Raw genomic sequence first — 23,643 nt, 5'->3', positions numbered from 1 at the left:
GCGGCGCTCTCCGATGCTTCGGGCCATGCATACCGGTTTCGCGAAAGCGGCCCTGTGCATGGCCCTTTTCGTTTGCGGCACGCCGATGGCGGCGAACCCCGTCACCGACGGGGTGGCGCAGCTTGAATTCGGGTACATGTGCAAGCTGCAGACGGAGGAGGAGATGTTGGCCGAGGATACGATCTCGGGCACCGTCTCGCTTGTCACCGACCCGCCGCCTTTCACCTATCGCGGCACCACCGTACCGGCCGAGATCGGGGTCGAATTCGGCGTGCGTGTGCAGGTGCTGCCGCAGTTCGAAGGGCCGGCCACCGTGCATGTGGAACACCCGCCGCACGGCGCCGCCGGTATCACCAACGAAAGCTGGCAGACCTACCTGCGGGCCGACGACATGGGCTATGCCAGCTTTTCCTTCGATGCCGAATACGAGGTGACGCCGGGCAAATGGACGATGTCGGCCACCTCCAATGGCCGGGTGATTTATTCCGTGACTTTCGACGTGGTCGCGCCGATGGGCTCGGCCACCGACGCGATGGGCTGCAACGAGCCTGATTTCGTGTCCTGAGCCGGTGCGGGGCGTGCCGGCGGCATCTCCGCCAGCGGCCCGAGATTGAGCCAGTCTTTCAGGCGGGCCGCGAGCCGCCGGTCGCCGATCACCTCGAGCCTGTCCGACCCGATGGCCGCCGCAAGCCCGATATCCCCGCGGTAGACGTGGATCATGTTCGCCAGCGTGGCGGCAAGGTAGAGGTCGATCTCGAAGCCCGGGTCGGTCATGCAGAGCGTACACTCGGCGCCTTCGTTCACGAACCACGCCCTTGACTTGTGGCGGGGCTGGTCGGTGAAGCAAAGCTCGACCACCGTCCGGCCCGCCCCGAACGCCGCCGGATCGACGGTGTATTCCAGACCCCAGATCAGCAGGCCCAGATCCAGCTCTCCCTCGTCCAGCTCGCGCCGTGACCAGCGGCGACCCCACACGGCCAGTTGCCCGACCAGCGGCACGAATTCGGCGCCCGCCTCCGTCAACTCGTAGCGCCAGTGCTTGCCGCGCTCGGCCCGGCGGCGGGTCACGATTCCCTCGGCTTCCAGGTGCTTCAGGCGTTTCGACAACAGTGTGGCAGACATCAGCGGCACGCCGCGGTGGATGTCGCTGAACCGGTGTGCCCCGGCGGAAATGTTGCGGATCACCAGCGCCGTCCACTTCTCGCAGAACAGTTCGGCGGCCTTGGCGATCGGGCAGAACTGGCCGTATCCCTTCATGGGCGCACCTCCTCGCCCCCGCGATGGTACAGGAGCAGGCCCGGAAAAACACTCCAGATTCTGCACTGTCTTGCGCGTCGGGCGCCGGGGATACTTGCCGTGGATCACCGTTTACAAGAGGAGGCATGCCATGCCCAAGGACGACATTTCCCCCACCGCGGCCCTCTGGGGTTCACCGGGCGCGGCCTATGAGCGTATCAGTTTCGGCCTGAACGACGGGCTTGGCCATGCGGTTCAGGCGCTCTGGCCGCGGGACGGCGAGCGTGTGCTGGACATCGGCACAGGCACCGGACGCGCCGCGCGGATGGCGGCGGAGATGGGCGCCGAGGTGACCGGGGTCGACATCGCCGCGCCGCTGCTCGAGGCGGCGCGCGAGCTGTCGGCGCATCTGCGCGGGCGGCTCTCGTTCCGGCAGGCCGAAGCCGAGGCGCTGCCCTTCGAGGACGCGGCGTTCGACGGGGTGCTTTCGACCTATGGGGTAATGTTCGCATCGCAGCCCAAGACCGCTGCCGCCGAACTGGCGCGGGTTACCCGTCCGGGCGGGCGGATGGTGCTGCTGACATGGCTCGACGATCCCGAAGGTTACATCGCGACCTTCTTCGGGCTGGCCGGACGCTATTCCGATGCACCGCCGCCCGAGGTCTCGCCTATGGACTGGGGCGATGAGGATTGGATCGAGCAGACCCTGGCGGGCGATTTCGACCTCGCCTGTCAGCCGCTCACCACGACGCTGTTCGCGCCCGACGCCGAGACGGTCTGGGAGGAGTACCTGATCGGTTTCGGGCCGGTCCGCGCCACCGCGGAGGGGCTGTCGGCCGACCGGCGGGCGGATTTCCGCGAGGAATTCATCGCCCTGCACGACCGGTACCGCGCCGGCCACGGCCTTCGCATCGAGCGCAAGGCGCTGCTGGTGCACGGGCTCCGGCGCTGAGCCTCAGCCCGGCAGCGTGCCTTCCAGCACGTAACGCAGGATATCGACCACCTGCCCCGGCTCGCGCGCCACGGCCATGGCGGCGGCGTCGACCTCCTTCAGTGCGTGGTCGTGCTCGGGCGGCTGCAGGATGATCAGCGACTTGCCCAGCGCGCTGGCGACACCGGCATCGAAGGCGGCGTTCCACTGCTTGTACTTGTCGCCGAAGCGGACGACGACCACATCGGCCTCCTCGATCCCCTTGCGGGTGCGGATGGAATTGACCAGCGCGCCCTTGCGGTCGTGCCAGAACTTGTCGTCCTCGGCACCGAGGATCGCCACCCCGCAATCGTCGGAAGCGCCATGATCGGTTACCGGTGAATTGAACCAAATGTCGAGCCCGTGGGCCCCGTCGACGATCTGCTGGCGCCAGTCGGTGTGGATTTCACCGGACAGGTAAACTTTGAGCCCCATGGGTCATTCCTCCTTCTTGATCCGCCCAAGGGATAGCGTGGGGACAGGCGGGGGCAACCCCTCGCCTGCCCCTAGAAGGCCATCTTCCAGAAAAGCGGCCCGTCTTTCGGCAGCCGCGACAGGTGCTTGCGCCGCTTGGGACGCAGGAAGGGCGGGACGTCACGCGTGGGCTCGAAACAGAACGCCTTGGGCAGCGACGAGTACAGCGAGACAGGCGGCTTGCAGTGTTTCAGCACCGCCCCCGGCCCCGGCTGGTGATAATAGATTTCCGCAATCCCCAACCGGTCGCGCAGCAGCATGAGCGCGGCGAGAAGCATGGCGCGGGGCCAGACCTTCCCGTAGCGCGCAGTCAGTGCCGCCTCGTAGGCCTGCGTATCGCGCAGGGCGCGCGAGCGGGGGCGGAGGCGGCGCAGGTCGTCCAGCTCCCACCGGACGAAGCGCAGCCAGTCGGACTGAACCTCCTCGATCAGGGCCACCCCGGCCCCGTGGTCGATATCGAGCCGCGCCCATGCCAGCGTCGGCCGCCCGGTGCGGCGCACCGGGTGGCGGGAGCATTCGAACTTGCCACGGTCCTGCAGCCCAACGGTGCGTTCCAGGAGGGCCGCGTGATCGCCGGGGAAGTTGAGCTGGAGGACGACGTTGACCCCCGGGCGGCTGGTCTGGGCCCAGTGCCAGTTGTTGTTGCCCCAGACGGTGAAGCTCAACTCGAAATCGAGCCACGGCAGGTCGAAGGCCCGTTCCAGCGCGGTGAGCGTGGCGGGGGAGAGGCTGTCGTAGAGAAAGCTGCCGTCGGCGTGGGCCAACACCTGAAGATCGGCGCGCCGGATGATCCCGTCGCCCGCGGCGGTGAGGGGTTTCACCAGTGGCCGGTCGAGCAGCCTGGCCAGCCGGCCCTGCCGCAGGGCGCGCACGGGCGTGTCCTCGGGCAGCAATGCCTGAAGCAGCCACGCGCTTTCGCGGTCGGTGTAGTAGTTGAACGGCTCCGCCCTCGGCAGGTCCTGCCGCAGGCGGAAGATCTCTTCGGGGGTCATGGGTCTGATCCTGGGGTATGCGCCATCGCGCCCGCAGGTCAGGCCGCGGGCAACTAGAGGGTCTTTTCGGGCGGTCCTTGCCGCCAGCCGTGTGCAGACATGTCTCTCTCCAGCCAATTGGGGAGTCGTTGCGTAAGGCGCCTGAATAGAAGAAGGGCCCGAGTCGCCTCAAGCCCTTCTGAATTTCACCCATGGAAACTGTGACCGGCGGGTCACGTCACTTGCGCAGCACGCCGCCGGTGGCCTTCTCGACCTTCTCGACGATCTTCTGCGAGACGGCCTCGATATCGGCCTCTTTCAGCGTACTGTCGGTCGGTTGCAGGCGCACGGTGATAGCGAGGCTTTTCTTTCCCTCGCCGAGGCTGCCGCCGATGAACTCGTCGAAGACGCGCACGTCTTCGATCAGGGCCTTGTCGGCCCCGGCGGCGGCGTTGACGAGGTTCAGCGACTCGACATTCGCATCGACCACGAAGGCGAAGTCACGCTCGACCGCCTGCAACCCGCTGACCTCGAGCGCGCCGCGATTGGCGCCGGCCTTGCGGGGCAGCGGCACCTCGGCCGGCCAGATGGTGAAGCCGACGACGGGGCCTTTGACGTCCATCTCGCGCAGCACCTTGGGGTGAAGTTCGCCGAAGACGGCCAACACCTTCTTGGGGCCAAGGCAGATCTTGCCGTGGCGGCCCGGGTGCCACCAGCCCTCGGCACCGCGCAGGATCTGCACCTTGGCCGGGGCGCCGATGGCGGAAAGCACGGCCTCGGCATCGGCCTTGGCGTCATACAGATCGACGGCGCGCGACTGGCCGTGCACGTCCTTGGGACCGGTGCGGCCGACAAGGATACCGGTGGCGAGCAGGTGCTGTTCGCCGGGCTCGCCGCCCTGGAAGGCGTGGCCCACCTCGAACAATGCCATATCCATGATCCCCCGCGCCTGGTTGCGGGCGGCGGCCTGCAACAGGCCGGGCAGCAGCGCCGGGCGCATATGGCTCATTTCCGAGCTGATCGGGTTCGCCAGCATCTCGGCATCGGTGCCGCCGCCGAAGAGCTCGGCCGCCGCCTTGTCGATAAAGCTGTAGGTGACGCATTCGTTGTAGCCCAGCGCCGCACATGTGCGGCGCGCGATCTGTTCGCGCTTCTGGATCGGGCTGAGGATCGGCTTGGGCACGCCGGCCGTCATGCGGCGCATGGGCTTGCCCTGCAGCTTGGTGAGCGAGGCGACGCGGGCCACCTCCTCCACCAGGTCGGCCTCACCCATCACGTCGGGGCGCCAGCTGGGCACGTGGGCCATGTTGCCCTCGAGCCGGAAGCCGAGGCGGGTGAGCGTCTGGCGCTGGTCGCTTTCGGGGATGTCCATGCCGACGAGCGATTGCACCCGCGCCGGGTCGAGCCGATAGGCGCGGCTGACATCCGGCACCTCGCCGGCGACGATCACGTTCGAGGGCTCGCCGCCGCAGTGGTCGAGGATCATCTGCGTCGCCAGTTCATGGCCCTCCATGTTGAACTCCGGGTCGATGCCGCGCTCGTTGCGGTAGCGGGCGTCTGAGTTGATCTTGAGCGCGCGGCCGGTATGGGCGATCTGGATGTGGTCCCAGACGGCGGCCTCGAGGAAGACGTTGGTCGTCTCCTCGGTGCAGCCCGTGGCGAGCCCGCCCATGATGCCGCCGATGCTCTCGATGCCCTCGTCGTCGGAGATCACCACCTGCCCTTCCGAGAAGGTGTAGGTTTTCTCGTCGAGCCCGGTCAGCGTCTCGCCCCCCTTGGCGCGGTGGATGCGGAGGTTGCCCTTGACCTTGTCGGCGTCGAACACGTGGAGGGGGCGGTTGCGGTCATGGGTGAAGAAGTTGGTGATATCCACCAGCGCCGAGATCGGGCGCAGGCCGATGGCACGCAGGCGGTCCTGCAGCCATTCGGGGCTGGGGCCGTTCTTGACGTTCCGGATCAGGCGACCGGCGAAGACGTGGCAGCCGTCCTGGCGGGTGTCGGGGTCGATGGTGACCTCGATCGGGCAGGGAAACTGCCCCTCGACATGCGCCTGGGGCGCCGGCTTCATCGTGCCGATGCCGCGCGCGGCAAGGTCGAGCGCGATGCCGCGAACGCCCAGCGCGTCGGGGCGGTTGGGGGTGATGGCGATTTCGATCACCGGGTCGACCTTGGCCGGGTCGTTCTCGGCCAGCCAGTCGGTGAAGCTCTGGCCGACCTCGCCCGAGGGCAGCTCGATGATGCCGTCATGTTCCTCGCTGAGTTCCATCTCGCGCTCGGAACACATCATGCCGAAGCTCTCGATGCCGCGGATCTTGCCGACGCCGATCGTGGTGTCGATGCCGGGCACGTAGACGCCTGGCTTGGCGATCACGACCGTGATCCCCTCGCGGGCATTGGGCGCGCCGCAGATGATCTGCTTCTCGCCCTCGTCGGTTTCCACCTGGCAGACGCGGAGCCGGTCGGCATCGGGATGCTGCTCGGCCTTGACGACCTTGCCGATGGTAAAGGCCGACAGGCGGGCGGCGGGGTTCGAGATTTCCTCGACCTCGAGACCGAGATCCGTCAGCGCCTCGGCGATCTCGTCGACCGTGGCGGTCGTATCAAGGTGGTCTTTGAGCCAGGACAGGGTGAATTTCATCGTGCGTCTTCCGCCGGTTTTTCGAAGTTACGCGGGCTTTAGCGGATAAGCCGCGGTGTTGGAAGGGGGCGCTGTCCCCGACGCTGCGATCACCCCACGACAACAACCGTTGGCTCTGAGGCAGCCTTGGCGGCTGCCTCACCGGCGCATCACCACACCCTGTCGAGGAGCGAGAGCCAGTTCTCGCCCATGACTTTGCGGATCTTGCCCTCGGACCAGCCGGCGCGTTCCATCGCGGCGGTGAGGTTGGGGAAATCGGCGATGCTTTCAAGCCCGTCGGGGAATTCCACGTCCCAGATTTCCGTCAACTGGCGGCCGGTGCCCTTGTCGCGGTTGAGATATTCAAAGAACGGCTTGCCATAGCCCATGGTGAAATCGGTGCCGAAGCCGACACGGTCTTCGCCCACGAGGTTCACCACGTAGTCGATGGCGCTGACGTAATCATCGACCGACGAGTCATTGCCGCGCGGCAGGAAGGGCGGGAACATGGTGACGCCGACGAAGCCGTCATGATCGGCGATCAGGCGGAGCTGGTCGTCGGTCTTGTTGCGGGGGTGCGCCTTGAGACCGTGCGGCAGGCAGTGGCTGTAGGCCACCGGCCGTTTCGAGGCGCGGATCACGTCCTCCGACGTTTTCGGGCCGACATGGGACAGGTCGCAGAGCATGCCGACGCGGTTCATCTCGGCGACGATGTCATGGCCGAAATCCGAGAGGCCGCTATCGGTGCTTTCGTAGCATCCGCTGCCGACGAGGTTCTGGGTGTTGTAGGTCATCTGAACGATGCCGACGCCCTGTTGCTTGAACAGTTCGACGAATTCCACCCGGTCCTCGAACGCCGAGGTGTTCTGAAAGCCCAGGACGATGGCGGTTTTGCCCTCTGCCTTTGCACGCCGGATATCCGCGATGGTGACCGCCTTGGTGATCTGGTCGCCGAATTCCGAGAACATGCCGTTCCACGCGGCGATATTGAGCATCGTATCGCGGAAGTTCTCCCAGACCGAACAGGTGCAGTTGGCCGCGGTCAGGCCGCCCTTGCGCATGGCATCGAAGATATCCCCGCCCCAGTTCGAGATAATCAGCCCGTCAAAGACAATCAGATCGTCGTGCAGGTTCTTGTCGGTCATGTTCCATTCCATTCTCAGAGGTAGATATTCTTGATGATCGCATCGTGGTCATGCTCCATCGCCTTGACGTCGCCGCCATCGACGACGGCCCCGTCGCGCAGCACGATGAAGCGGTCCGCCGCCCGGAAGGCCAGCTTGAGGTTCTGCTCGACCATCAGCATGGTCACGCCCTCGCCTTTCAGCCCGTCCATGAGCACGGCGATCTCCTCGCAGAATTCGGGCGACAGGCCGCCAGAGGGTTCGTCGAGAAGCAGAAGCCGAGGCTGTGACATCAAGGCGCGACCGATGGCGACCATTTGCTGTTCGCCACCCGAGAGCGTGCGGGTGGGCTGTTTCCGGCGCTCGGCCAGGCGGGGAAAGCGGTCGTAGATGCCGGCCAGGGTGTTGGCCGAGTCTTTCGAGCCGCGGCGCATGGCCCCGAGCCGAAGGTTGTCCTCGACCGAGAGGTCGGGAAACAGGTCGCGCGCCTGGCTGACCTGGGCCACCCCGTGCGAGAAAATCTGGTGTGGCGCGAGGCCGGCCAGTTCCTGGTCGCCCAGCCGGACCGAGCCGGAGACCGGCCGGACGAAGCCGCAGATCGCGTTGAGCGACGTGGACTTGCCCGATCCGTTGGCCCCGAGCAGCGTCAGGCATTCGCCTTTGACGATGTCATATGTCGCGTCGCGCAGGATCGGCTTCTTGCCATAGGCGACGTTCAGGTCGCGGATTGTCATCAACGTTTCAGGCATGTCCAAGATAGGCCTCCAGCACAGCGCGGTCTTCGCGGATTTCGGCAGGGGTGCCCTCGGCGATGCGTTGGCCTGCCGCCATCACCATGATCCGGTCGGCGCCGGCCATGACCAGTTCGACCGCATGTTCGATCAGCAGGACGCCGACGCCCTTTTCGCCGGCCATGCGGTTGATGATGTCCATCATCTGGTCGCGGGCCAGCGGGGACAGGCCGACAGCCGGCTCATCGAGCAGCAGCACGGGCGGATCGGACGCGACGGTGCGGACGATCTCGACGATCCGTTGCTGGCCGCCCGAGAGGTCCTTCGCAGGGGTGTCGGCCATGTGGTCCATCTGCATGAGTGCCAGAAGCTCCCGCGACCTGGCGATCATGTCGCGTTCCGACGCCAGGGCCCGGCTACGCCCGAGGATCACGTCCAGGATGCTGCCCTCGGTCTGGGCGTGGAGGCCGGTCAGCACGTTTTCCAGAACCGTCAGCGCCGGGAACAGCCCGCCGTTCTGGAAGGTGCGGCGGATGCCGTGTTCGGCGATCCGGTGCGGTGACAGCCGGGCGACATCCTGGCCCCGGAGGCGCACGCTGCCGCTGCTGGGCTGAACGTATCCCGAAATGGCGTTGAAAAGCGTTGTCTTGCCAGCTCCGTTGGGGCCGATCACAGCCATGATCTGGCCCGGCTGCAATGTCAGCGAGACATCGCGCAGGGCGTGGAGGCCGGCAAAGCGGACATCGAGGCCCTCGACGTCGAGGAGTTGGGTCATGGTCTCATTCCCTGTAATAGCGTTCGACGAAGATCGGTGACAGTTTGCGCAGCAGGCTGGCCAGCCCGTCAGGCAGCACCAGCAACACCCCGATGACGATCAGGCCGAAGAACAGTTCTTCCATGCCGGGGAAGCTGCGCAGGTATTCCGGCAGGATGGTCAGCGCCGCCGCCCCCAGCACCGCGCCCAGCACCGAGCCAAGGCCGCCGACCAGCACCATCGCGAAACTGACGATCAGGTGCAGCATTCCGAAGCTTTCCGGGAAGACGTAGCTTGTGTGGAGCGCGAACAGCGCCCCCGCGCAGCCCACCACGAAGCCCGACCACATGAAGGAAAAGACGATGATCCGCGCTGTCGGGATGCCGAGCGAGGCCGTGGCCACCTCGTTTTCCCGCACCGCCATGACGGAGCGCCCCACACGCGAGCGCAGGATGTTCAGGGTCGCCTTGAACAACAGCACGGCAACGGCGAGGAAGATGTAGAACTTCGCGCGATCGTCGCTCAGCGAGATGCCGAACAGCGACTGTGCCGCTATGGCCATACCATCGGTGCCGCCGGTGACGGCCTTGCCGTGGACATACAGCCAGCGCATCAGCTCGCCAAAGGCCAGCGTGATGATCGCCAGGTAATAAAGGCGGATGCCCCGCAGCGCGGCGGCCGAGGCCAGGAAGCCGCCCGCCGCCCCGGCCAGCCCCGCCAGCGGGATGGACAGGATCCAGGGCAGGCCGAAGCTGTTGACGAGAATGGCCGAGCCATAGGCCCCGAGGCCGAACAACGCGGTGTTGGCAAAGGCCAGCTGACCCAGGTTGCCGATGACGAAATTGAACCCCAGCGCGACCAGCGCAAAGATCACGATGCTGTTGGCGATGAACTGCACATAGGCGTTGGTGCCCATCGGCAGCGCCAGGAGCAGCAGGGGAACGGCCCAGAACAGGGCCGTGCGGAAGCGGAGCTGTGAAGCGGTCGGCATCATCGGCTTACACCTTCACAACGGCCTTGCGCCCGAACAGCCCGTGCGGCCGCAAGAACAGGACAAGGACGATCACGAGGTAAGCGGTGATGTCGATCAGCGCGGAATCGATATAGGCACCCGCGTATTGTTCGCTGAGACCCAGGATCAGCCCGCCCAGCACGGCACCGTAGAGCGAGCCGAACCCGCCGAGTGTCATGGCCGCGAAACCCTTGATGAGAAAGCTGGCCCCCAGGTCCGGATGCAGCAGCGAGATCGGCGCGATGAGAATGCCGCCAATGGCGCCCAGGGCGGCACCGATCCCCCAGGTGAAGTCTTTGAAGCGGTCGACATTGATACCGATCAGCTGCGCGCCGCGCGCCGACTGATAGACGGCCTGCACCATCTTCCCGATATCGGTCAGCGCCAGCACGCCGAAGAACACCACAAGCATGATGGCGGTGGTCGACAGGATGAAGACCGCGTCGCCGGTGATGATCAGGTCGCCGACGAAGATCGGGTCGATATCGAAGACGCGGGGCATCGGAAGCACTTCGCGGCCCCACACGATGCGGGCGATACCGCGGAACACGTAGCCCGCGGAAATGCACATCAGGGCGAAACCGATATGCGGCCCGCCCCGGATCGGGCGGATCAGGCCGCGGCTGAAGGCAAGGCCAAGGAGGAACATGGCCACCACCGCCAGCACCGCCGCCGGGACGAACGCCACGCCCAGCAGGACCACCAGCACGTAGCTGATGAAGGCGCCGGCCATGACGAAATCACCATGCCCGAAGTTGACGATCGTGGTCGAGCGGTAGACCACGGTGAGGGACAGGGCGATCAGCGCATAGATCGCACCCTGAGAGACCCCACTGATCGTGAGCTGCATCAACATTTCAAGAACTCCCGGGGAGGGGCCGAAGGCGTTCGCCCTCGGCCCTGGTTAGAGTGGCTTAGTAGGGGGTATTCCAGGATTTCAGGACGGTGGGGTTCCCGTCGACGAAGCCGGCAACGGCCGAGCCCTTGACGCCCTGGTGATCCGTCGCGCTCCACGTGATCGGCGCCGACAGGACGCCCGTCTCGAAATTCTCGATGCCTTCCATCGCGGCGATCAGCTTTTCGCGGGTCAGGTCCGGCCCGACGGCCTCGAGCGCGGCCACGAGGGCCTTGGCCGAGCCGATGGAGACGAAGCTGAAGGTCGACAGTTCCTCGTCGGGCGCATATTCGGCCAGGATGTCGCGCACCGGCTGAAGCTTGGGCCCGTCGAGATTGTCCACGTAGGAATGAATCACGTAGTAGTTCTTGACCGTTTCGAAATCGCCCACGCGCTTGAGGGTATTTTCCAGGTCGGTGCCGGCCGTACCCATCACGGGGATCTCACCCAGCCCGTATTTCTTCAGATCCCGCAGGAAGATCGCGGTTTCAGCCTCGTAAAGGGCGGCGATGACGAAATCGGGCTTCTGCTCGCGCAGTTTGAGCACCTGGGCGGTGGCGTCTGTCTGGCCGCGCTCCATGGTCAGCTCGGCCACCGGTGTCACCCCGTTTTCCGTCAGGTACTCGCGCGCCGGGTTGGAATAGCTGTGCGCCCAGTCGTTGGAATGCTCGATGATGGCGACCTTTTCGGTATCGGGCTTCGACAGCACGAACTGGGCCATAGCCCGCCCGTTGGCCGAGCCGGTCGGAACGCCATGGAAGATGTTGCGCGCCAGCGGGGTCGAAATGGAATCGCTCACCGCGTGGGCCACCAGCCAGGGCAGCCCGGCTTCCTCGACCACCGGCCGCACGGCGACCGCAACGCCGGAGCACGAGTTGCCGTGCAGCATGAACACCTCGTCCTGGTAGATGAGTTTCTTCGCGGCGGCCAAACCCTTGTTCGGATCACAAGCCGTGTCTTCGGGAATGGCCACGAGTTTGCGGCCGTGCACGCCCCCTTCGGCATTGACCTTGTCGTAATAGGCCATCATGCCGACCAGCGCCTTGCTGTAGGAGGAGGCATTGCCCGAGAACGGGCCCATCACCCCGATGGTTATGCTGTCATCGGTGACACCGGGCACCTCCTGTGCCGTGGCGGGCAGCGCTGCCATCATCATGGCCGCGATCAGTTTCAATCTTGTCTTCATTGTTTGATCTCCTGTCGGGTGGACTGTTTTTTATTTTACAAACGAGCCAGTCTGTTTTTTACGGGGTAAAATTGTTACTCCACGACCGGTCTGACCTGCTCGCGCAAAAGACCGGATGTCACTTTCAGCATATCTTGCAGAAACGCCTTGTCTGGCCGCAGGACGGCCTGGACGGCCATGCCGCGGAACACGTTCAGAAAGATGTTCATGATGATCACGGGATCCGCATCCGAATCCGGGGCCGCGGTAAAGGTTTCCCGCCAGATCGCCTCGAACCGGTTGTGAAGCGAAAAGATGGCGGGTTGAAGCCGCTGGCGAAGCTGTGCGTCCCCGCGCGCGGCCACGATGATCTCGAGCGAGGCGTAGAACCAGTCGCCGTCCAGCATCCGGAGCCAGACCAGTTCCAGGAACGCATCGAGGCTCAGTTTGCCCGAGCGCAGGTGGCGCGCCTGCTCTGCCAGGCCTTCGGCAAACGTGTCGAACATATCCTCGGTCGCGGCCACGATCAGGTCGATCTTCTCGGGGTAATGATGGGTCTGGGCGCCCCGCGAAACCCCGGCGCGCTTGGCGATACCGAGGGAGGTCGTGTTGGAATAGCCCGTCTCCATGAGCAGGGCTATGGTCGCCTCGTGCAACAGCTTGCGCGTGCGGTCGCTGCGCTCGGTCTGGGTTCGTCTGGGTGGCTTCACGCGATTGGACATACCGACCAGCCTGTATGTAAAATGCTGCCTTTGTCAAGGTTCGATTTGTAGGTGGCATCACGGGTCGTGCGTGGCGCGGAAACGGGCGGTGCCGTGTCCGCGCCTGGTTCGCTGTCAGGAACCGGCAAGTCCGCCCACGTGAAACGCCTTGGTCTCGAGATATTCCTCGATCCCTTCCCGCGCCCCTTCGCGGCCAAGCCCCGATGCCTTGACGCCGCCAAACGGGCTTTCGGCATGGCTGACCACCCCGGTATTCAGCGCCACGATACCGAATTCCAGCGCCTCGCCCACGCGGAACGCACGCGCCAGATCCCGGGTGTAGAAATAGGCCGCAAGTCCAAATGGCGTCCCGTTGGCAAATGTTATCGCCTCGTCCTCTTTGTCGAAACGGAAAATCGGCGCGACGGGGCCAAAGGTCTCTTCGCTGGCAAGCTTCATGTCGGGCGTGGCGTCGGTCAACACCATCGGATCGGCGTAATGTGGTGCCAGATCACGCGCGGCGGTGCTGCGCTTCGCCCCCTTCGACAGGGCATCCTCGACATGGCTGGTGATCTTCTGAATCGCGGCCTCGTTGATCATCGGTCCCACGTCGGTGCCGTCCTCGTCCCCCGGCCCGACCCTGAGGGCATCCACGCGCTCTGACAGCGCCGCCACGAACGCGTCGTGTATCCCCGACTGCACGAGGATGCGGTTCGCGCAGACACAGGTCTGCCCGCCATTGCGGAATTTCGAGAGCATCGCGCCCTCGACAGCTGCCTCGAGATCGGCATCGTCGAACACGATGAAGGGCGCGTTGCCGCCCAGTTCCAGCGAAAGCTTCTTCAACGTCGGGGCGCATTGCTCCGCCAGAAGCGCACCGACACGGGTGGAGCCGGTGAAGGACAGCTTTCGCACCACCGGCGAGGCCGTCAGCGCCCTGCCAATGTCCTCCGGCCGCCCGGTCAAGACGTTCAGCACCCCCTTTGGGATGCCGGCCCGCTCGGCCAGGACTGCCACCGCAAGCGCGGAATAAGGCGTGAAGTCGGACGGCTTGACCACCATGGTGCATCCTGCCGCCAGGCCGGGCGCCACCTTGCGCGTGATCATCGCGATGGGAAAGTTCCACGGCGTGATGATCGCGCAGACACCCACCGGTTCCTTCATCGCAAGGATCTTCTTCCCGGGAACCGGGGACGGGATGATCGCACCGTCGATGCGCCGGGCCTCCTCGGCGAACCAGCGGATGAACGACGCGCCATAGGCCACCTCGCCGCGGGACTCGGCCAGCGGCTTGCCCTGTTCGGCGGTCAGGATACGCGCGAGGTCTTCGGTATTCTCAAGAACCAGGTCGTGCCAGCGCATCAGGATATCGGCACGCGCGGCATGGGTCCGTGCCCGCCAGTCCCGCATCGCCGTTTCGGCGGCCACGATCGCGCGCTCGGTCTCCGCGGCGGTGATGTCGGGCATCGTGCCCATGACGGCCCCGGTCGCGGGGTTCGTCACCTGCATGTCAGGGCGGGCGACCCACGCGCCGTCGATCAGCGCGGCCTGGCGAAAGAGATCGGGATCAGAGAGCTTCATCGTTCAACCTTTCATCGCGGCAATCACCGCATTGGTAATCTCGTCCGTGCCGTGGCTGCCGGGGCGAATGCCGATTCCCTCGCCCGTCGCTGCCGCGATGGCCCGCTCCACCCGGTCGGCAGCGGCGCTTTCGCCCAGGTGGCGCAACATCATCGCGCCGGACCAGATGGCGGCGATGGGATTGGCAATACCCTTGCCCGCGATATCCGGGGCCGAGCCGTGCACGGGCTCAAACATCGACGGTGCCGACCGGTCGGGGCAGATGTTGGCCGACGCGGCAAAGCCAAGCCCGCCCTGGATGGCCGCGCCAAGATCCGTCAGGATGTCTCCGAAGAGGTTCGACGCCACGATCACGTCAAGCTCTTCGGGATTCATCACCATCTTGGCCGCCATGGCATCGATATGGACATGGCTGACCGTGACGTCGGGATAGTCGGCGGCAAGAGCGCGCGTCACGTCATCCCAGAAGACCATGGAGTATTGCTGCGCGTTCGACTTGGTGACCGAGGTCAGGTGACCGCGCCGCGCGCGTGCCTGCTCGAACCCGAAGCGCAGGATGCGCTCCACCCCGCTGCGCGTGAAGACGGAGGTCTGCACGGCCACCTCGTTCTCCCGCCCCTGGTGCACGCGGCCGCCCGCGCCGGAATATTCGCCCTCGGTGTTTTCGCGGATGCAGAGAATATCGAACGCCTCGGATTTCAACGGCCCCTCGACCCCCGGCAACAGGCGGTGCGGACGGATATTGGCGTACTGGTCGAAAGCCTTCCGTATCGGGAGGAGAAGTCCGTGCAGCGAGACCGCGTCGGGCACCGTTTCGGGCCAGCCGACTGCCCCCAGGAATATCGCGTCGAAGGCGCGCAGCGTCTCGATTCCGTCCTGCGGCATCATCGCGCCCGTCTCGTGGTAATAGGCGCAGGACCACGGGAACGTCTCGGTGCGCAGCGTGAAATTCTCCAGCTCGGCGACCACGTACATCACCTTCATGGCGGCTTCGGTAACGTCGACGCCGATCCCGTCACCGGGGATCAGGGCAATATGGTGATCGCTCATGGAAATTCCTTCGTGTCGGTCATTCAGATCGTCGCCAGCACGGATTTCGTGCGGCGGTTGGCGTGGTAGGCTTCGCGCCCAAGGTCCTTGCCCAGCCCGCTGGCCTTCCACCCGCCGGTGGGCAGGATGTGATCGCGCGAGCGGCCGTAGCGGTTGATCCAGACCGTTCCCGCCTCGATCCGGCGCGACACGCGCAGTGCGCGGCCGAGGTCGCGGGTGAAGATGCCGGCGCACAGCCCGTAGGTCGGATGCGCGGCCATGGCGATGGCGTCGTCCTCGGTCTCGAAGGTTTGGAAGGTGGCGACCGGCCCGAAGATCTCCTCGGTGACGGCAGGGTTGTCGGGCGACGGCCCTGTCAGAAGCGTGGGCCGGTAATAGCTGCCCTCGCGGTCAAACCGCGCAGCCCCGCACAGCGCCTCGGCGCCCTGCTCGCACGCCGCGCGCACAAGGCTGTCGATCCGGTCGAGCTGCGCCTCGGAAATGATCGGGCAAAAGCCGGAACGCTCGGCCCAGGTGGCCGCGGGCTCGTGCCGGTTGAACCTTTCGGTCAGGCGCTGCGCCAATGCGTCGGCAATACCGCGGGCCACGATCATGCGCGACCCGGCCACGCAGAACTGCCCGGCATTCGGCAGGATGCCCTTTTCCAGGCAGTCAACGGCGAGGTCGAGATCGGCATCCTCGAAAACCACCATCGGGCTCTTGCCGCCAAGCTCCAGCGTCATCGGCTTTATTCCGCAACGGGCGACGTTTTCCATGATCGCGGCACCTGCGCGGGTCGAGCCGGTAAAGGATATCTTGTCGATGCCGGGGTGCCCGGTGATCGCCGCGCCGGTTTGCGGACCATCTCCCAGAACCACGTTGACCAGCCCCTCCGGCAGACCCGCCCGCACCGAGAGCTCGGCCATGTAAAGGGCCGACCACGGCGTCATCTCGGACGGTTTCAGCACCACCGCGTTGCCGGCGGCCAGGGCGGGCCCCAGTTTCCAACCGGCCATCGAGATCGGAAAGTTCCAGGGCGTGATGGCACCCACTACGCCATGCGGCTCCGAGGTGATCATGCCCAGGTGGCCCTCTGCGGTGGGCGCCAGCGCGTCGCATTCCTTGTCGGCGAATTCCGCGAAGAAGCGGATCTGCTCGGCCGTGACCGGGATATCGCCCGCCACCACGTCGGCCACGGGGCGCGACGAACAGACCGCTTCCAGCCGGGCGAGCGCCGGGGCCTCCTGCTCGATCAGGTCGGCCCAGCGTAGCAGTGCCCGCAACCTGTCGCGCGGGGCCGCACGGCCCCATCCGGATGTGCGCAAGGCGGTCCGCGCGGCCTCGACCGCACGGTCGACGATCGACACATCGGCCCGGGGCACCGCCCCCAGGACGGCACCGTTCGAAGGGGTCGTCACGTCAATCTCTTCGCGAGCGGGCACGTATTTTCCGCCGATGTGATGCCCGCGCGGCAACGTCACCACCGCAGGATCGAAGGCAAGTGTCATGGGAACCTCTTGTCAGTTGCCCGCAGTCTGGCGCGAACGGCCTGATACCATTTGCCGAAAGCGCTCGACTGGCGGCATTTTTCGCTGCCAGCGCCGGCGTCGGGCGCAGAAGATTGTGTCGCTCACTCGCGCGCTTCGACGCCCGCCGCGAGCAGGCCAAGTGGCGCCGGGCGCACCGGCGGTTGCGCCCGCAGGCGCCCGACACCGGCAAGATCACACCCAGAACGGGCCGCGATAACCTCGGCCCCCGCGATCTGGCAGTACCGACCCTGGCAGCGCCCCATCCCGACCCGGCTGAGGGATTTGGCGCGGTTCGCCTCCGGTCCCGACAGGGCCAGGCTCCGGCGCAGCTCGCCCGCGGTGATGCCTTCACAGCGGCAAAGCACCGCCTCATCGGGCAAGGCCCGGACCATATCCGAGGGCCAGGGAAACGCATGGGCAACGGCGCTGGCGAAACGGCCCATGCGCCGCATCCGGCGCAGATCGCGGGCATGGCCGCCCGCATCCGTGCGATAGCCGAGATCGGCAAGGCAGGCCCGCGCGGCCAGGCGCCCGGCAATTTCTGCCCCATCGGCGCCCAGCAGGGCCATCCCGTCCCCCGCCAGGTAAAGCCCGTCATGGGCCCGCCCCGCCGCGTCCGTTCGGGGCAGCCACTGGGCCCAGGCTTCCGACCATGCGAACTCTGCGCCCGCCAATTCGGCCAGCGCGGTTTCGGCCCGCAGATGCCACCCGAGCGCCACCGTATCGCAGGTCGTCCGGTGCCCCCGGCCCCGCGCGTCCTTCCAGGTGACGGCGCCGGGGCTGCCGCCGTCTCCCTCGATCCCGGTCAGGGTGACGCCGGCCGAATACAGCCTGCCCAGGCCGGCCCGCAGGCGCAGACCGCGCAGCGTGACCCGAGGGCGGGACAGCGCCATGCCGATCCCGCCCCGGACCTGCGTGCGCCAGGGCGCGGTATCCAGCACCGCCGCAACCGTGGCCCCCGCGGCGATCAGCTGGGATGCCACGAGCGTCAGAAGCGGCCCGGAGCCTGCAAGAACAATGCGACGGCCAAGCGCGACCCCCTGCGACTTGAGCGCAATCTGCGCGGCACCGAGCGTGTAGACACCCGACATCTGCCAGCCCGGCACGGGCGCCAGCCGATCCGTCGCCCCGGTCGCGATGATCAGGCGATCATGGGCCATCGAATACACGCCCTCGGGGCCCAGCACCTGCGCGGCCCCGTCCCGCAGGCCCAGAACGCTGCACCGGGGGTGATAGTCGATCAGCCGGTTCCGCACGAGGTCATCGAAGGTCTCATGCAACCGAGTGGCTTTCCCGGCCTCGGACCCGTAAAGCGTGCGGGGCGGCCGCTGGAAGCCTTCGGGCGGTCGACGATATATCTGCCCGCCCGCGCGCGCGCCCTCGTCCACGACAACCGGGCGCAGACCGGCGGCGACGAGTGTTTCCGCCGCGCGACCCCCCGCAGGGCCCGCCCCCACGATCAGAACGCGCGTCATGGCCGCGGCCCGGGCCAGCCGTCGGGTGGGGCCGCGCGCAGGCGCATCCCCTCCTGCAGCAAGGTCGAACAGGCGCGCAGACGCGGGCCGCCCTCCTGCCAGAGCCAGCAATCCTGGCACGCGCCCATCAGGCAGAACCCCGCACGCCGTTCCGGCCCGAACTCCGCCTCGCGCAGATAGGGCGACGCCGCCAGGATGGCGGTCAACACCGTGTCTCCTTCGAGGCCGGTCAGGGCGCGCCCTTCGAAGGTGAAGGCCAGCGCGGGACGTTCCGTTTCGGCCAGTCTCTGCAGGCGACCTGGTTCCGTGGTGCCGGTCTGGCTCATTCCGCGGCCTCGGCGGTGGCCTGCGCGTGCGGGATATCGGGAAACCGCGCGCAGGTCTCGTCGAAGGCGGCAGCGACCCCTTCGGCGCCCGATCGCGCCTCCATCCGACGGAAAATCTCCGTCTTGACGAAAAAGCGCCAATGCACGGGCAGCGCCATCAGGATATCGGTCAGGCGCGCATAGGCCGCGGGGGTCCATTGCGCCTCGAACGCTTCGCGCTCGGGGCCGAAATGGAAATGTCCCTCATGCGCACGCGACGCGGCGCGCAGCTTGGCGGTCGCCTCTTCGTCCACCTCTCCGGCTCCCAGCACCACGCCATACTCGGTCCGTGCCGCCTTTTCGGATACGTGCCCGCGCTGCACGTCCAGCGCGACGCGCCAGGTCTCGCGTTCCATCGGATCGCCGCGCCCGCCTCCGCCGGCCGACCGCAGCGACAGCACGTCACCCGGTTGCAATATGGCGGTGTCGGCGCTTCCCATCCGGCGGGCCTCGGGCGTGCCGGGATTGACCACCATCTCGGCCAGCCCCGCCGCGCGCCCGCCCAGGACACCCCAGGGGCGAAAGCGCGAGCGGTCGCGGTTGCGCGCCGTGATGCGCGTGTCGGGTGCGAAAACGCGGAACGCCATTTCCGTGGCCAGCCCCCCGCGCCAGCGCCCGGCGCCGCCGGTGTCACGGGCAAGCCCGTACTTCACGAACTCCACCGGCACCTCGGTTTCGGTGATCTCGATCGGCGTGTTGCGCAGATAGGCCGCATCGGCGCCCGACCCGTTGGTGCCGTCGCGGTCCGGCATCCCGCCGCCACCGCCAACCACAGGGTTCACCGCGGCGATGATCTTCTGCCCGCTGCGCTCGTCATGGGTCATGACATTGACGATACAATTGTTGCCCGCGGGCGCGGCGGGCATCCGTTCGGGCACCGCTTGGCTGAACGCGCCGAAAATGACCGAACGCAGGCGCGCACAGGTCAGCGACCGCATCCCCACAGCCGCGGGCGCGACCGGGTTCAGCACGGTCCCCTCCGGCGCGATACAGGTGAAGGGTCGCGTCAGCCCGGTGTTCAGCAACAGACGCGGGTTGAGCGTGTAGAGCACGTAGTAGACCCCCACCATCAGGATGGTGTGACGCGGATCACCGCCCGATGGCACGTTGAGCGACGACCCAAGCTGAGGGTCGGACCCGGTGAAATCGAGCTCGGCACTGTCACCGCGGATGCGCAGGGTCAGGTTGAGCCGGCAGGGATTGGCGAAATCGCTGTCCTCGTCCGCGTAATCGGCAAAGCAGTAGTCGCCATCGGGTATGGCCCGCAGAATCTCGCGCGCCTGGGCTTCCGCCTGGTCCTTGAGCGCGGCCACGCCCGACAGGAAATTCTGCCGTCCGAAGCGCGCCAGCATCGCATGCACCTTGCGTTCGCCGGTGTTGAGCGCGCCCACCAGCGCCTTGATATCCCCGATGTTGAGGCCGGGCTTGCGGACATTCGTTTCCATGATCCGCAGGATCTGCTCGTCGAAGACCCCTTCGTTCACCAGTTTCATCGGCGGAAACCGGACGCCTTCCTGGTGAATCTCGGTGAGCGAGCGCGACAGCGACGCAGGCACCGCGCCGCCCATGTCGGTGTTGTGAATATGCCCGCCTGTCCAGGCCACAATCTCGCCCTCGTGAAAGACGGGCTTCCAAAGATGCGTGTCCGGCGCGTGGGTGGCGACGTGCCCGGAATAGGGGTCATTGGTAAAGGCCACGTCGCCGGGGCGGTAGTCGTCGATCATGTCGATGGCCCGCCCGTAGGTCAGGCCGGGATACCACGTGGCGCCAAGGTCCATCGGCACGGCAAAGGTATCGCCGGCGCGGTCCATGTTCATGACGGTGAAATCCTGGGTTTCCTTGACGAAGGCGGAATGCGCCGTGCGATGCAGCGTATAGGCCATGTTCTCGGCCGCCGCGCGGGCGTGGTTGGCCAGAACCTGAAGGGTCATCTTGTCGGACAAGGGATCACTCCGCGAATTCGAGGTGGATGTTTAGATGCCGGTCGACATGCGCGGTGGCGCCGTCGGGAATGGCCAGTGTGGTGTCTTCCTGGCAGACCACGGCCGGACCGTTGAATTCCGCCCCGGGCATGAGATCGGCCCGCTGGAACAGGGGGATGTCCCGGGCCTCGTGCAGGTGGACCGGCACGTGACGCGCAGGGGTGGCCCGTGACGCGCCGACAGCGACCTCTTCCGCCATGTCCGGCTTGGGCGTGATGCCGATCGCCGAAAGCCGGAGGTTGACGATCTCGATGGCGCCGCTCCTGTCCTCGAAATCGTAGATCTGGCGGTGCGTCTCGTGAAAGGCCGCGGCGATCCGGCCCGGATCGGTCAGCCAGCCGGGCTCCAACGGGGTTTCGATCTCGTAGCTTTGCCCGGCATAGCGCATGTCTGCCGAAAGGCGGATCTGCGCCGGGCCGTCGTGGCCCTGGGCCGCGAGCCATGCCTGCCCCTCGGTCCGCAGCGCGTCGAACGCGGCGCCCAGTTGCGGCACGGCGCCGGCATCCAACGCGGTGAAGACGGTTTGCAGAAAATCCCCCCGCATGTCCGCCACCAGCCCGCCCAGCGCGGACACCACGCCCGGCCGGCGAGGCGCCAGCACGCGCGACATCCCCAGTTCGCGCGCCAGGAACGCGCCCAGCATCGGCCCGCCGCCGCCAAAGGGCATCAGCGTGAAGTCCCGCAGGTCGACCCCGGCGCGCGAGCCCAGCTTCTCGACCTCGACGAACAGTTCCGACACCGCGATATCCAGAATGGCCTGTGCCGTCTCGTCCACGCTGCGGCCCGCCGGCCCTGCAAGGCGTGCGACCGCCGCGCGGGCCAGGTCGCGGTCGATGTTCAACTGGCCATAGGCCAGCTCGACCTGCCCCAGCCATCCGCAAACGGCCATCGCATCCGTCACCGTGGGTTCGGTGCCGCCGCGCCCGTAGCAGGCGGGGCCCGGAGTCGATCCGGCGGACTCCGGCCCGACCCGCAGCACGCCATGGCTGTCGACAGTGGCGATCGAGCCTCCGCCGATGGCAATGGAACTTACAGAAACCGAAGGGATATGCAGGGGAAAATCCCCGATCCGTTCATCCGTCCCGTATTGAACCTCGGCATCCACGATCAGCGCGAAATCGGCCGACGTGCCGCCGATATCCAGTGTCAGAACCCGCGACGCGCCCGATTGCCGGGCCAGCCACGCGGCGCCCATCACGCCCGAGGCGGTGCCCGAAAGCAGCATCGAGACACAGTCGCGCCGCCCTTCGAAGGCGCTCATCAGCCCGCCATTGGATTTCGTCAGCAGCGCCTTCGCAGGCACCCCGCGCCCCTCCAGCCGGGCTTCCAGCGCCGCGAGATAGCCGGCCACGCGCGGGTGCACATATCCGTTGAGGATCGCCGTCGAGCTGCGCTCGTACTCGCGAATGACCGGCCAGACCTCGGAGGAGGTGAAGACGAAGAGATCGGGCGCCTCGGCCTCGATCATGGCCTTCACCGTCGCCTCCTGCGCGCCGTTGCGCCAGCTGTGAAGGAACGACACGACGATCCCCTCGGCCCCGGCCCGGCGCGCCTGCGCCACGGCCGCCTGCACCGCCTCGGGCGCTGGCGCCAGCGGTTCGCTGCCATCCGCCCGCAACCGCGCCGGTATGCCGAAGACACGGTCGCGCGGCACCAGCGGCTCGGCCCGGTGGCAGAAGAGCGAGTACATGTCCGGCATGGCAAGCCGCGCCAGTTCGATCACGTCCTCGAAACCCTCGTTGGTGATCAGGGCCAGCCGCGCGCCCTTGCGCTGAAGGATGGTGTTGATGCCCACCGTCGTCCCGTGCACGAACCGCGTCACGCTGGCCGGGTCCAGCCCCTCGCGCTCGGCCAGAAGGTCGAGTCCGGTCAGCAACTCGGCCCCCGGATCATCCGGAGTGGTCAGAACCTTGAGCGACGCGATGCGTCCGCTGCGAGTGTCGAGCGCGCAGAAATCCATGAAGGTGCCGCCGATATCGACGCCGACCTTCCAGTCCGCCGGGGCGGGTGTGCCATCCATCTTGCCTGGTCCTTTCGGTCATTTGCCCGGAGAGGACCAGATAAGCCGCGCGCCGTCCAAGACCGATCGCGCGGCGGCGTATAAGGGGAGCTTATGCCTCTGTCAGGGGCGTGGCGTGCAACAGCTTGCGCATCGCCTCCTCGGCACGCGACAGGCTTCTGTCCCGCGCAACCAGCAACGAAACCGGCAGGCTTGGCGTGTCGTTCAACGGTCGCGTCACGATGCCGGGAAACTGCGCCCAGGGCAAAAGCGAATCGACCAGCGCCACCCCCAGCCCCGCGCGGACGAACCCTGCCGCCGAGATCGAACTGTCGATCTCGATCTGCGGCGCAAAGCTTTCGCCCCGCCTGCGCATGGCCATGTCCAACTCTTCATGCGGCCGGGTCTGGCTGCGGTACGAGATGATCGTCTCGTCCTTCAGATCGGCGTAATCGAGCGCCTCCACCCCGGCCAGCGCATGATCTTCGGGCAGCAGGCAGCAGAATTGCGTCGTTCCGATATGTTCCACCGTGATGTCGGGCGGCAGGTCGTCATCCAGCGCCAGCGCCATCGATGCATCGCCCGTCCGAAGCAGGTCGACCATCGCCGCCAGCGGCGCAACATGGGTCCGCAGCACCACCTCGGGATGATCCGCGCGAAAGGCTTTCAGGGCCCGCGGCAGCAACGACATCCCCGGCGGCGGCGAGGCCGCGATCCGGACCAGCCCGGCCCGCCCCAGCCGCAGGTCCGACGTCTTGCGCCGCAACCCTTCTAGCCCGGCAAACAAACGCTCTGCCTCGGGATAGATCTCGAACGCTTCCGGCGTGGGCCGCAAGCGGCCCTTCTCGCGGTCGAAAAGGTCGAAGCCCAGCTGCGCCTCGGTGTGGATCAGGATCTGGCTCAGCGCCGGCTGCGAAATGTTGAGCAGCCGCGCAGCACCGGTGACGGTTCCGGCCCGCATGACTGCGGTGAAGACCTCGAGTTGGCGTGCCCGCATCGTTCATACCCCATAGGTGCGACTTATAGCGTGCCA

Annotated in this window: 21 protein-coding genes; 2 read left to right on the top strand and 19 right to left on the bottom strand. The window is 66.5% G+C overall.

All coding sequences use genetic code 11. From position 1 onward, the window contains the following. The first annotated feature begins 58 nt into the window (after positions 1-58). Positions 59-565 (top strand): DUF3859 domain-containing protein, encoded by a 507-nt coding sequence (locus tag ACO07J_RS15500; RefSeq protein ID WP_422030570.1) that lies wholly within the window; start codon positions 59-61, stop codon positions 563-565. Here ACO07J_RS15500 and ACO07J_RS15495 read toward each other — a convergent pair. Next, complete coding sequence (locus ACO07J_RS15495; protein ID WP_422030568.1) at positions 481-1,257, bottom strand: winged helix-turn-helix transcriptional regulator; 777 nt, start codon at positions 1,255-1,257, stop codon at positions 481-483. The two genes, ACO07J_RS15500 and ACO07J_RS15495, sit on opposite strands and share 85 nt — an antisense overlap. Before the next feature lie 130 nt (positions 1,258-1,387). On the opposite strand from ACO07J_RS15495, the gene ACO07J_RS15490 reads away from it, so the two are divergent. Further along, positions 1,388-2,188, top strand: coding sequence for a class I SAM-dependent methyltransferase (locus tag ACO07J_RS15490; protein WP_422030566.1), 801 nt, complete (start codon positions 1,388-1,390; stop codon positions 2,186-2,188). 3 nt (positions 2,189-2,191) lie between these two features. On the opposite strand, the gene ACO07J_RS15485 is transcribed toward ACO07J_RS15490, so the two are convergent. The 18 genes from ACO07J_RS15485 to ACO07J_RS15400 all read right to left on the bottom strand — a co-directional run bounded on the left by ACO07J_RS15485 (position 2,192) and on the right by ACO07J_RS15400 (position 23,607). Then, positions 2,192-2,641: a YtoQ family protein gene (locus ACO07J_RS15485; RefSeq protein ID WP_422030564.1), complete on the bottom strand. Its 450-nt coding sequence runs from the start codon at positions 2,639-2,641 to the stop codon at positions 2,192-2,194. 71 nt (positions 2,642-2,712) lie between these two features. Continuing rightward, positions 2,713-3,672, bottom strand: coding sequence for a hypothetical protein (locus tag ACO07J_RS15480; protein ID WP_422030562.1), 960 nt, complete (start codon positions 3,670-3,672; stop codon positions 2,713-2,715). A 217-nt stretch (positions 3,673-3,889) separates the two neighbouring features. Beyond that, positions 3,890-6,289 carry a phenylalanine--tRNA ligase subunit beta gene (pheT, locus tag ACO07J_RS15475; RefSeq protein ID WP_422030560.1) on the bottom strand — a complete coding sequence of 800 codons (2,400 nt, stop codon included), beginning with the start codon at positions 6,287-6,289 and terminating at the stop codon, positions 3,890-3,892. A gap of 149 nt (positions 6,290-6,438) precedes the next feature. Further along, a complete protein-coding gene (locus tag ACO07J_RS15470; protein WP_422030558.1) occupies positions 6,439-7,413 on the bottom strand; it encodes a dipeptidase in 975 nt (324 codons plus the stop codon). Between the two features lie 14 nt (positions 7,414-7,427). Continuing rightward, positions 7,428-8,126 (bottom strand): ABC transporter ATP-binding protein, encoded by a 699-nt coding sequence (locus tag ACO07J_RS15465; protein WP_422030556.1) that lies wholly within the window; start codon positions 8,124-8,126, stop codon positions 7,428-7,430. 7 nt (positions 8,127-8,133) lie between these two features. Beyond that, on the bottom strand, positions 8,134-8,898 hold the full coding sequence (locus ACO07J_RS15460; protein WP_422030554.1) for an ABC transporter ATP-binding protein: 765 nt from the start codon (positions 8,896-8,898) through the stop codon (positions 8,134-8,136). Between the two features lie 4 nt (positions 8,899-8,902). Next, on the bottom strand, positions 8,903-9,868 hold the full coding sequence (locus ACO07J_RS15455; RefSeq protein WP_422030552.1) for a branched-chain amino acid ABC transporter permease: 966 nt from the start codon (positions 9,866-9,868) through the stop codon (positions 8,903-8,905). 7 nt (positions 9,869-9,875) lie between these two features. Then, on the bottom strand, positions 9,876-10,745 hold the full coding sequence (locus tag ACO07J_RS15450) for a branched-chain amino acid ABC transporter permease (protein ID WP_422030550.1): 870 nt from the start codon (positions 10,743-10,745) through the stop codon (positions 9,876-9,878). Between the two features lie 58 nt (positions 10,746-10,803). Next, positions 10,804-11,970 carry an ABC transporter substrate-binding protein gene (locus ACO07J_RS15445; RefSeq protein WP_422030548.1) on the bottom strand — a complete coding sequence of 389 codons (1,167 nt, stop codon included), beginning with the start codon at positions 11,968-11,970 and terminating at the stop codon, positions 10,804-10,806. A 74-nt stretch (positions 11,971-12,044) separates the two neighbouring features. Further along, complete coding sequence (locus ACO07J_RS15440; protein ID WP_422030546.1) at positions 12,045-12,671, bottom strand: TetR/AcrR family transcriptional regulator; 627 nt, start codon at positions 12,669-12,671, stop codon at positions 12,045-12,047. A gap of 114 nt (positions 12,672-12,785) precedes the next feature. Next, positions 12,786-14,231, bottom strand: a complete 1,446-nt coding sequence (locus ACO07J_RS15435; RefSeq protein ID WP_422030544.1) for an NAD-dependent succinate-semialdehyde dehydrogenase — start codon at positions 14,229-14,231, stop codon at positions 12,786-12,788. Between the two features lie 3 nt (positions 14,232-14,234). Next, the gene (locus ACO07J_RS15430) at positions 14,235-15,281 is read right to left on the bottom strand and encodes a tartrate dehydrogenase (protein WP_422030542.1); all 1,047 of its coding nucleotides are present in this window, start codon (positions 15,279-15,281) and stop codon (positions 14,235-14,237) included. A gap of 23 nt (positions 15,282-15,304) precedes the next feature. Continuing rightward, positions 15,305-16,768 carry an aldehyde dehydrogenase family protein gene (locus ACO07J_RS15425; RefSeq protein ID WP_422030540.1) on the bottom strand — a complete coding sequence of 488 codons (1,464 nt, stop codon included), beginning with the start codon at positions 16,766-16,768 and terminating at the stop codon, positions 15,305-15,307. A gap of 122 nt (positions 16,769-16,890) precedes the next feature. After that, complete coding sequence (locus ACO07J_RS15420; RefSeq protein WP_422030538.1) at positions 16,891-18,264, bottom strand: FAD-dependent oxidoreductase; 1,374 nt, start codon at positions 18,262-18,264, stop codon at positions 16,891-16,893. Then, positions 18,261-18,590 carry a (2Fe-2S)-binding protein gene (locus ACO07J_RS15415; protein WP_422030536.1) on the bottom strand — a complete coding sequence of 110 codons (330 nt, stop codon included), beginning with the start codon at positions 18,588-18,590 and terminating at the stop codon, positions 18,261-18,263. The genes ACO07J_RS15420 and ACO07J_RS15415 overlap by 4 nt, the downstream gene beginning before the upstream one ends. After that, positions 18,587-20,572: a hydantoinase B/oxoprolinase family protein gene (locus tag ACO07J_RS15410; protein WP_422030534.1), complete on the bottom strand. Its 1,986-nt coding sequence runs from the start codon at positions 20,570-20,572 to the stop codon at positions 18,587-18,589. The genes ACO07J_RS15415 and ACO07J_RS15410 overlap by 4 nt, the downstream gene beginning before the upstream one ends. Positions 20,573-20,576: 4 nt before the next feature. Then, a complete protein-coding gene (locus ACO07J_RS15405) occupies positions 20,577-22,631 on the bottom strand; it encodes a hydantoinase/oxoprolinase family protein (RefSeq protein ID WP_422030532.1) in 2,055 nt (684 codons plus the stop codon). 91 nt (positions 22,632-22,722) lie between these two features. Then, positions 22,723-23,607, bottom strand: a complete 885-nt coding sequence (locus ACO07J_RS15400) for a LysR family transcriptional regulator (protein ID WP_422030530.1) — start codon at positions 23,605-23,607, stop codon at positions 22,723-22,725. Positions 23,608-23,643 lie beyond the last annotated feature (36 nt).

The sequence above is a fragment of the Roseovarius sp. genome (assembly GCF_965228755.1).
In the GTDB taxonomy this organism is placed as follows: Bacteria; Pseudomonadota; Alphaproteobacteria; order Rhodobacterales; family Rhodobacteraceae; genus Roseovarius.
The sequence above is the reverse complement of the archived record's forward strand: the minus strand, read 5'-3'. Positions and strand labels throughout refer to the sequence as shown.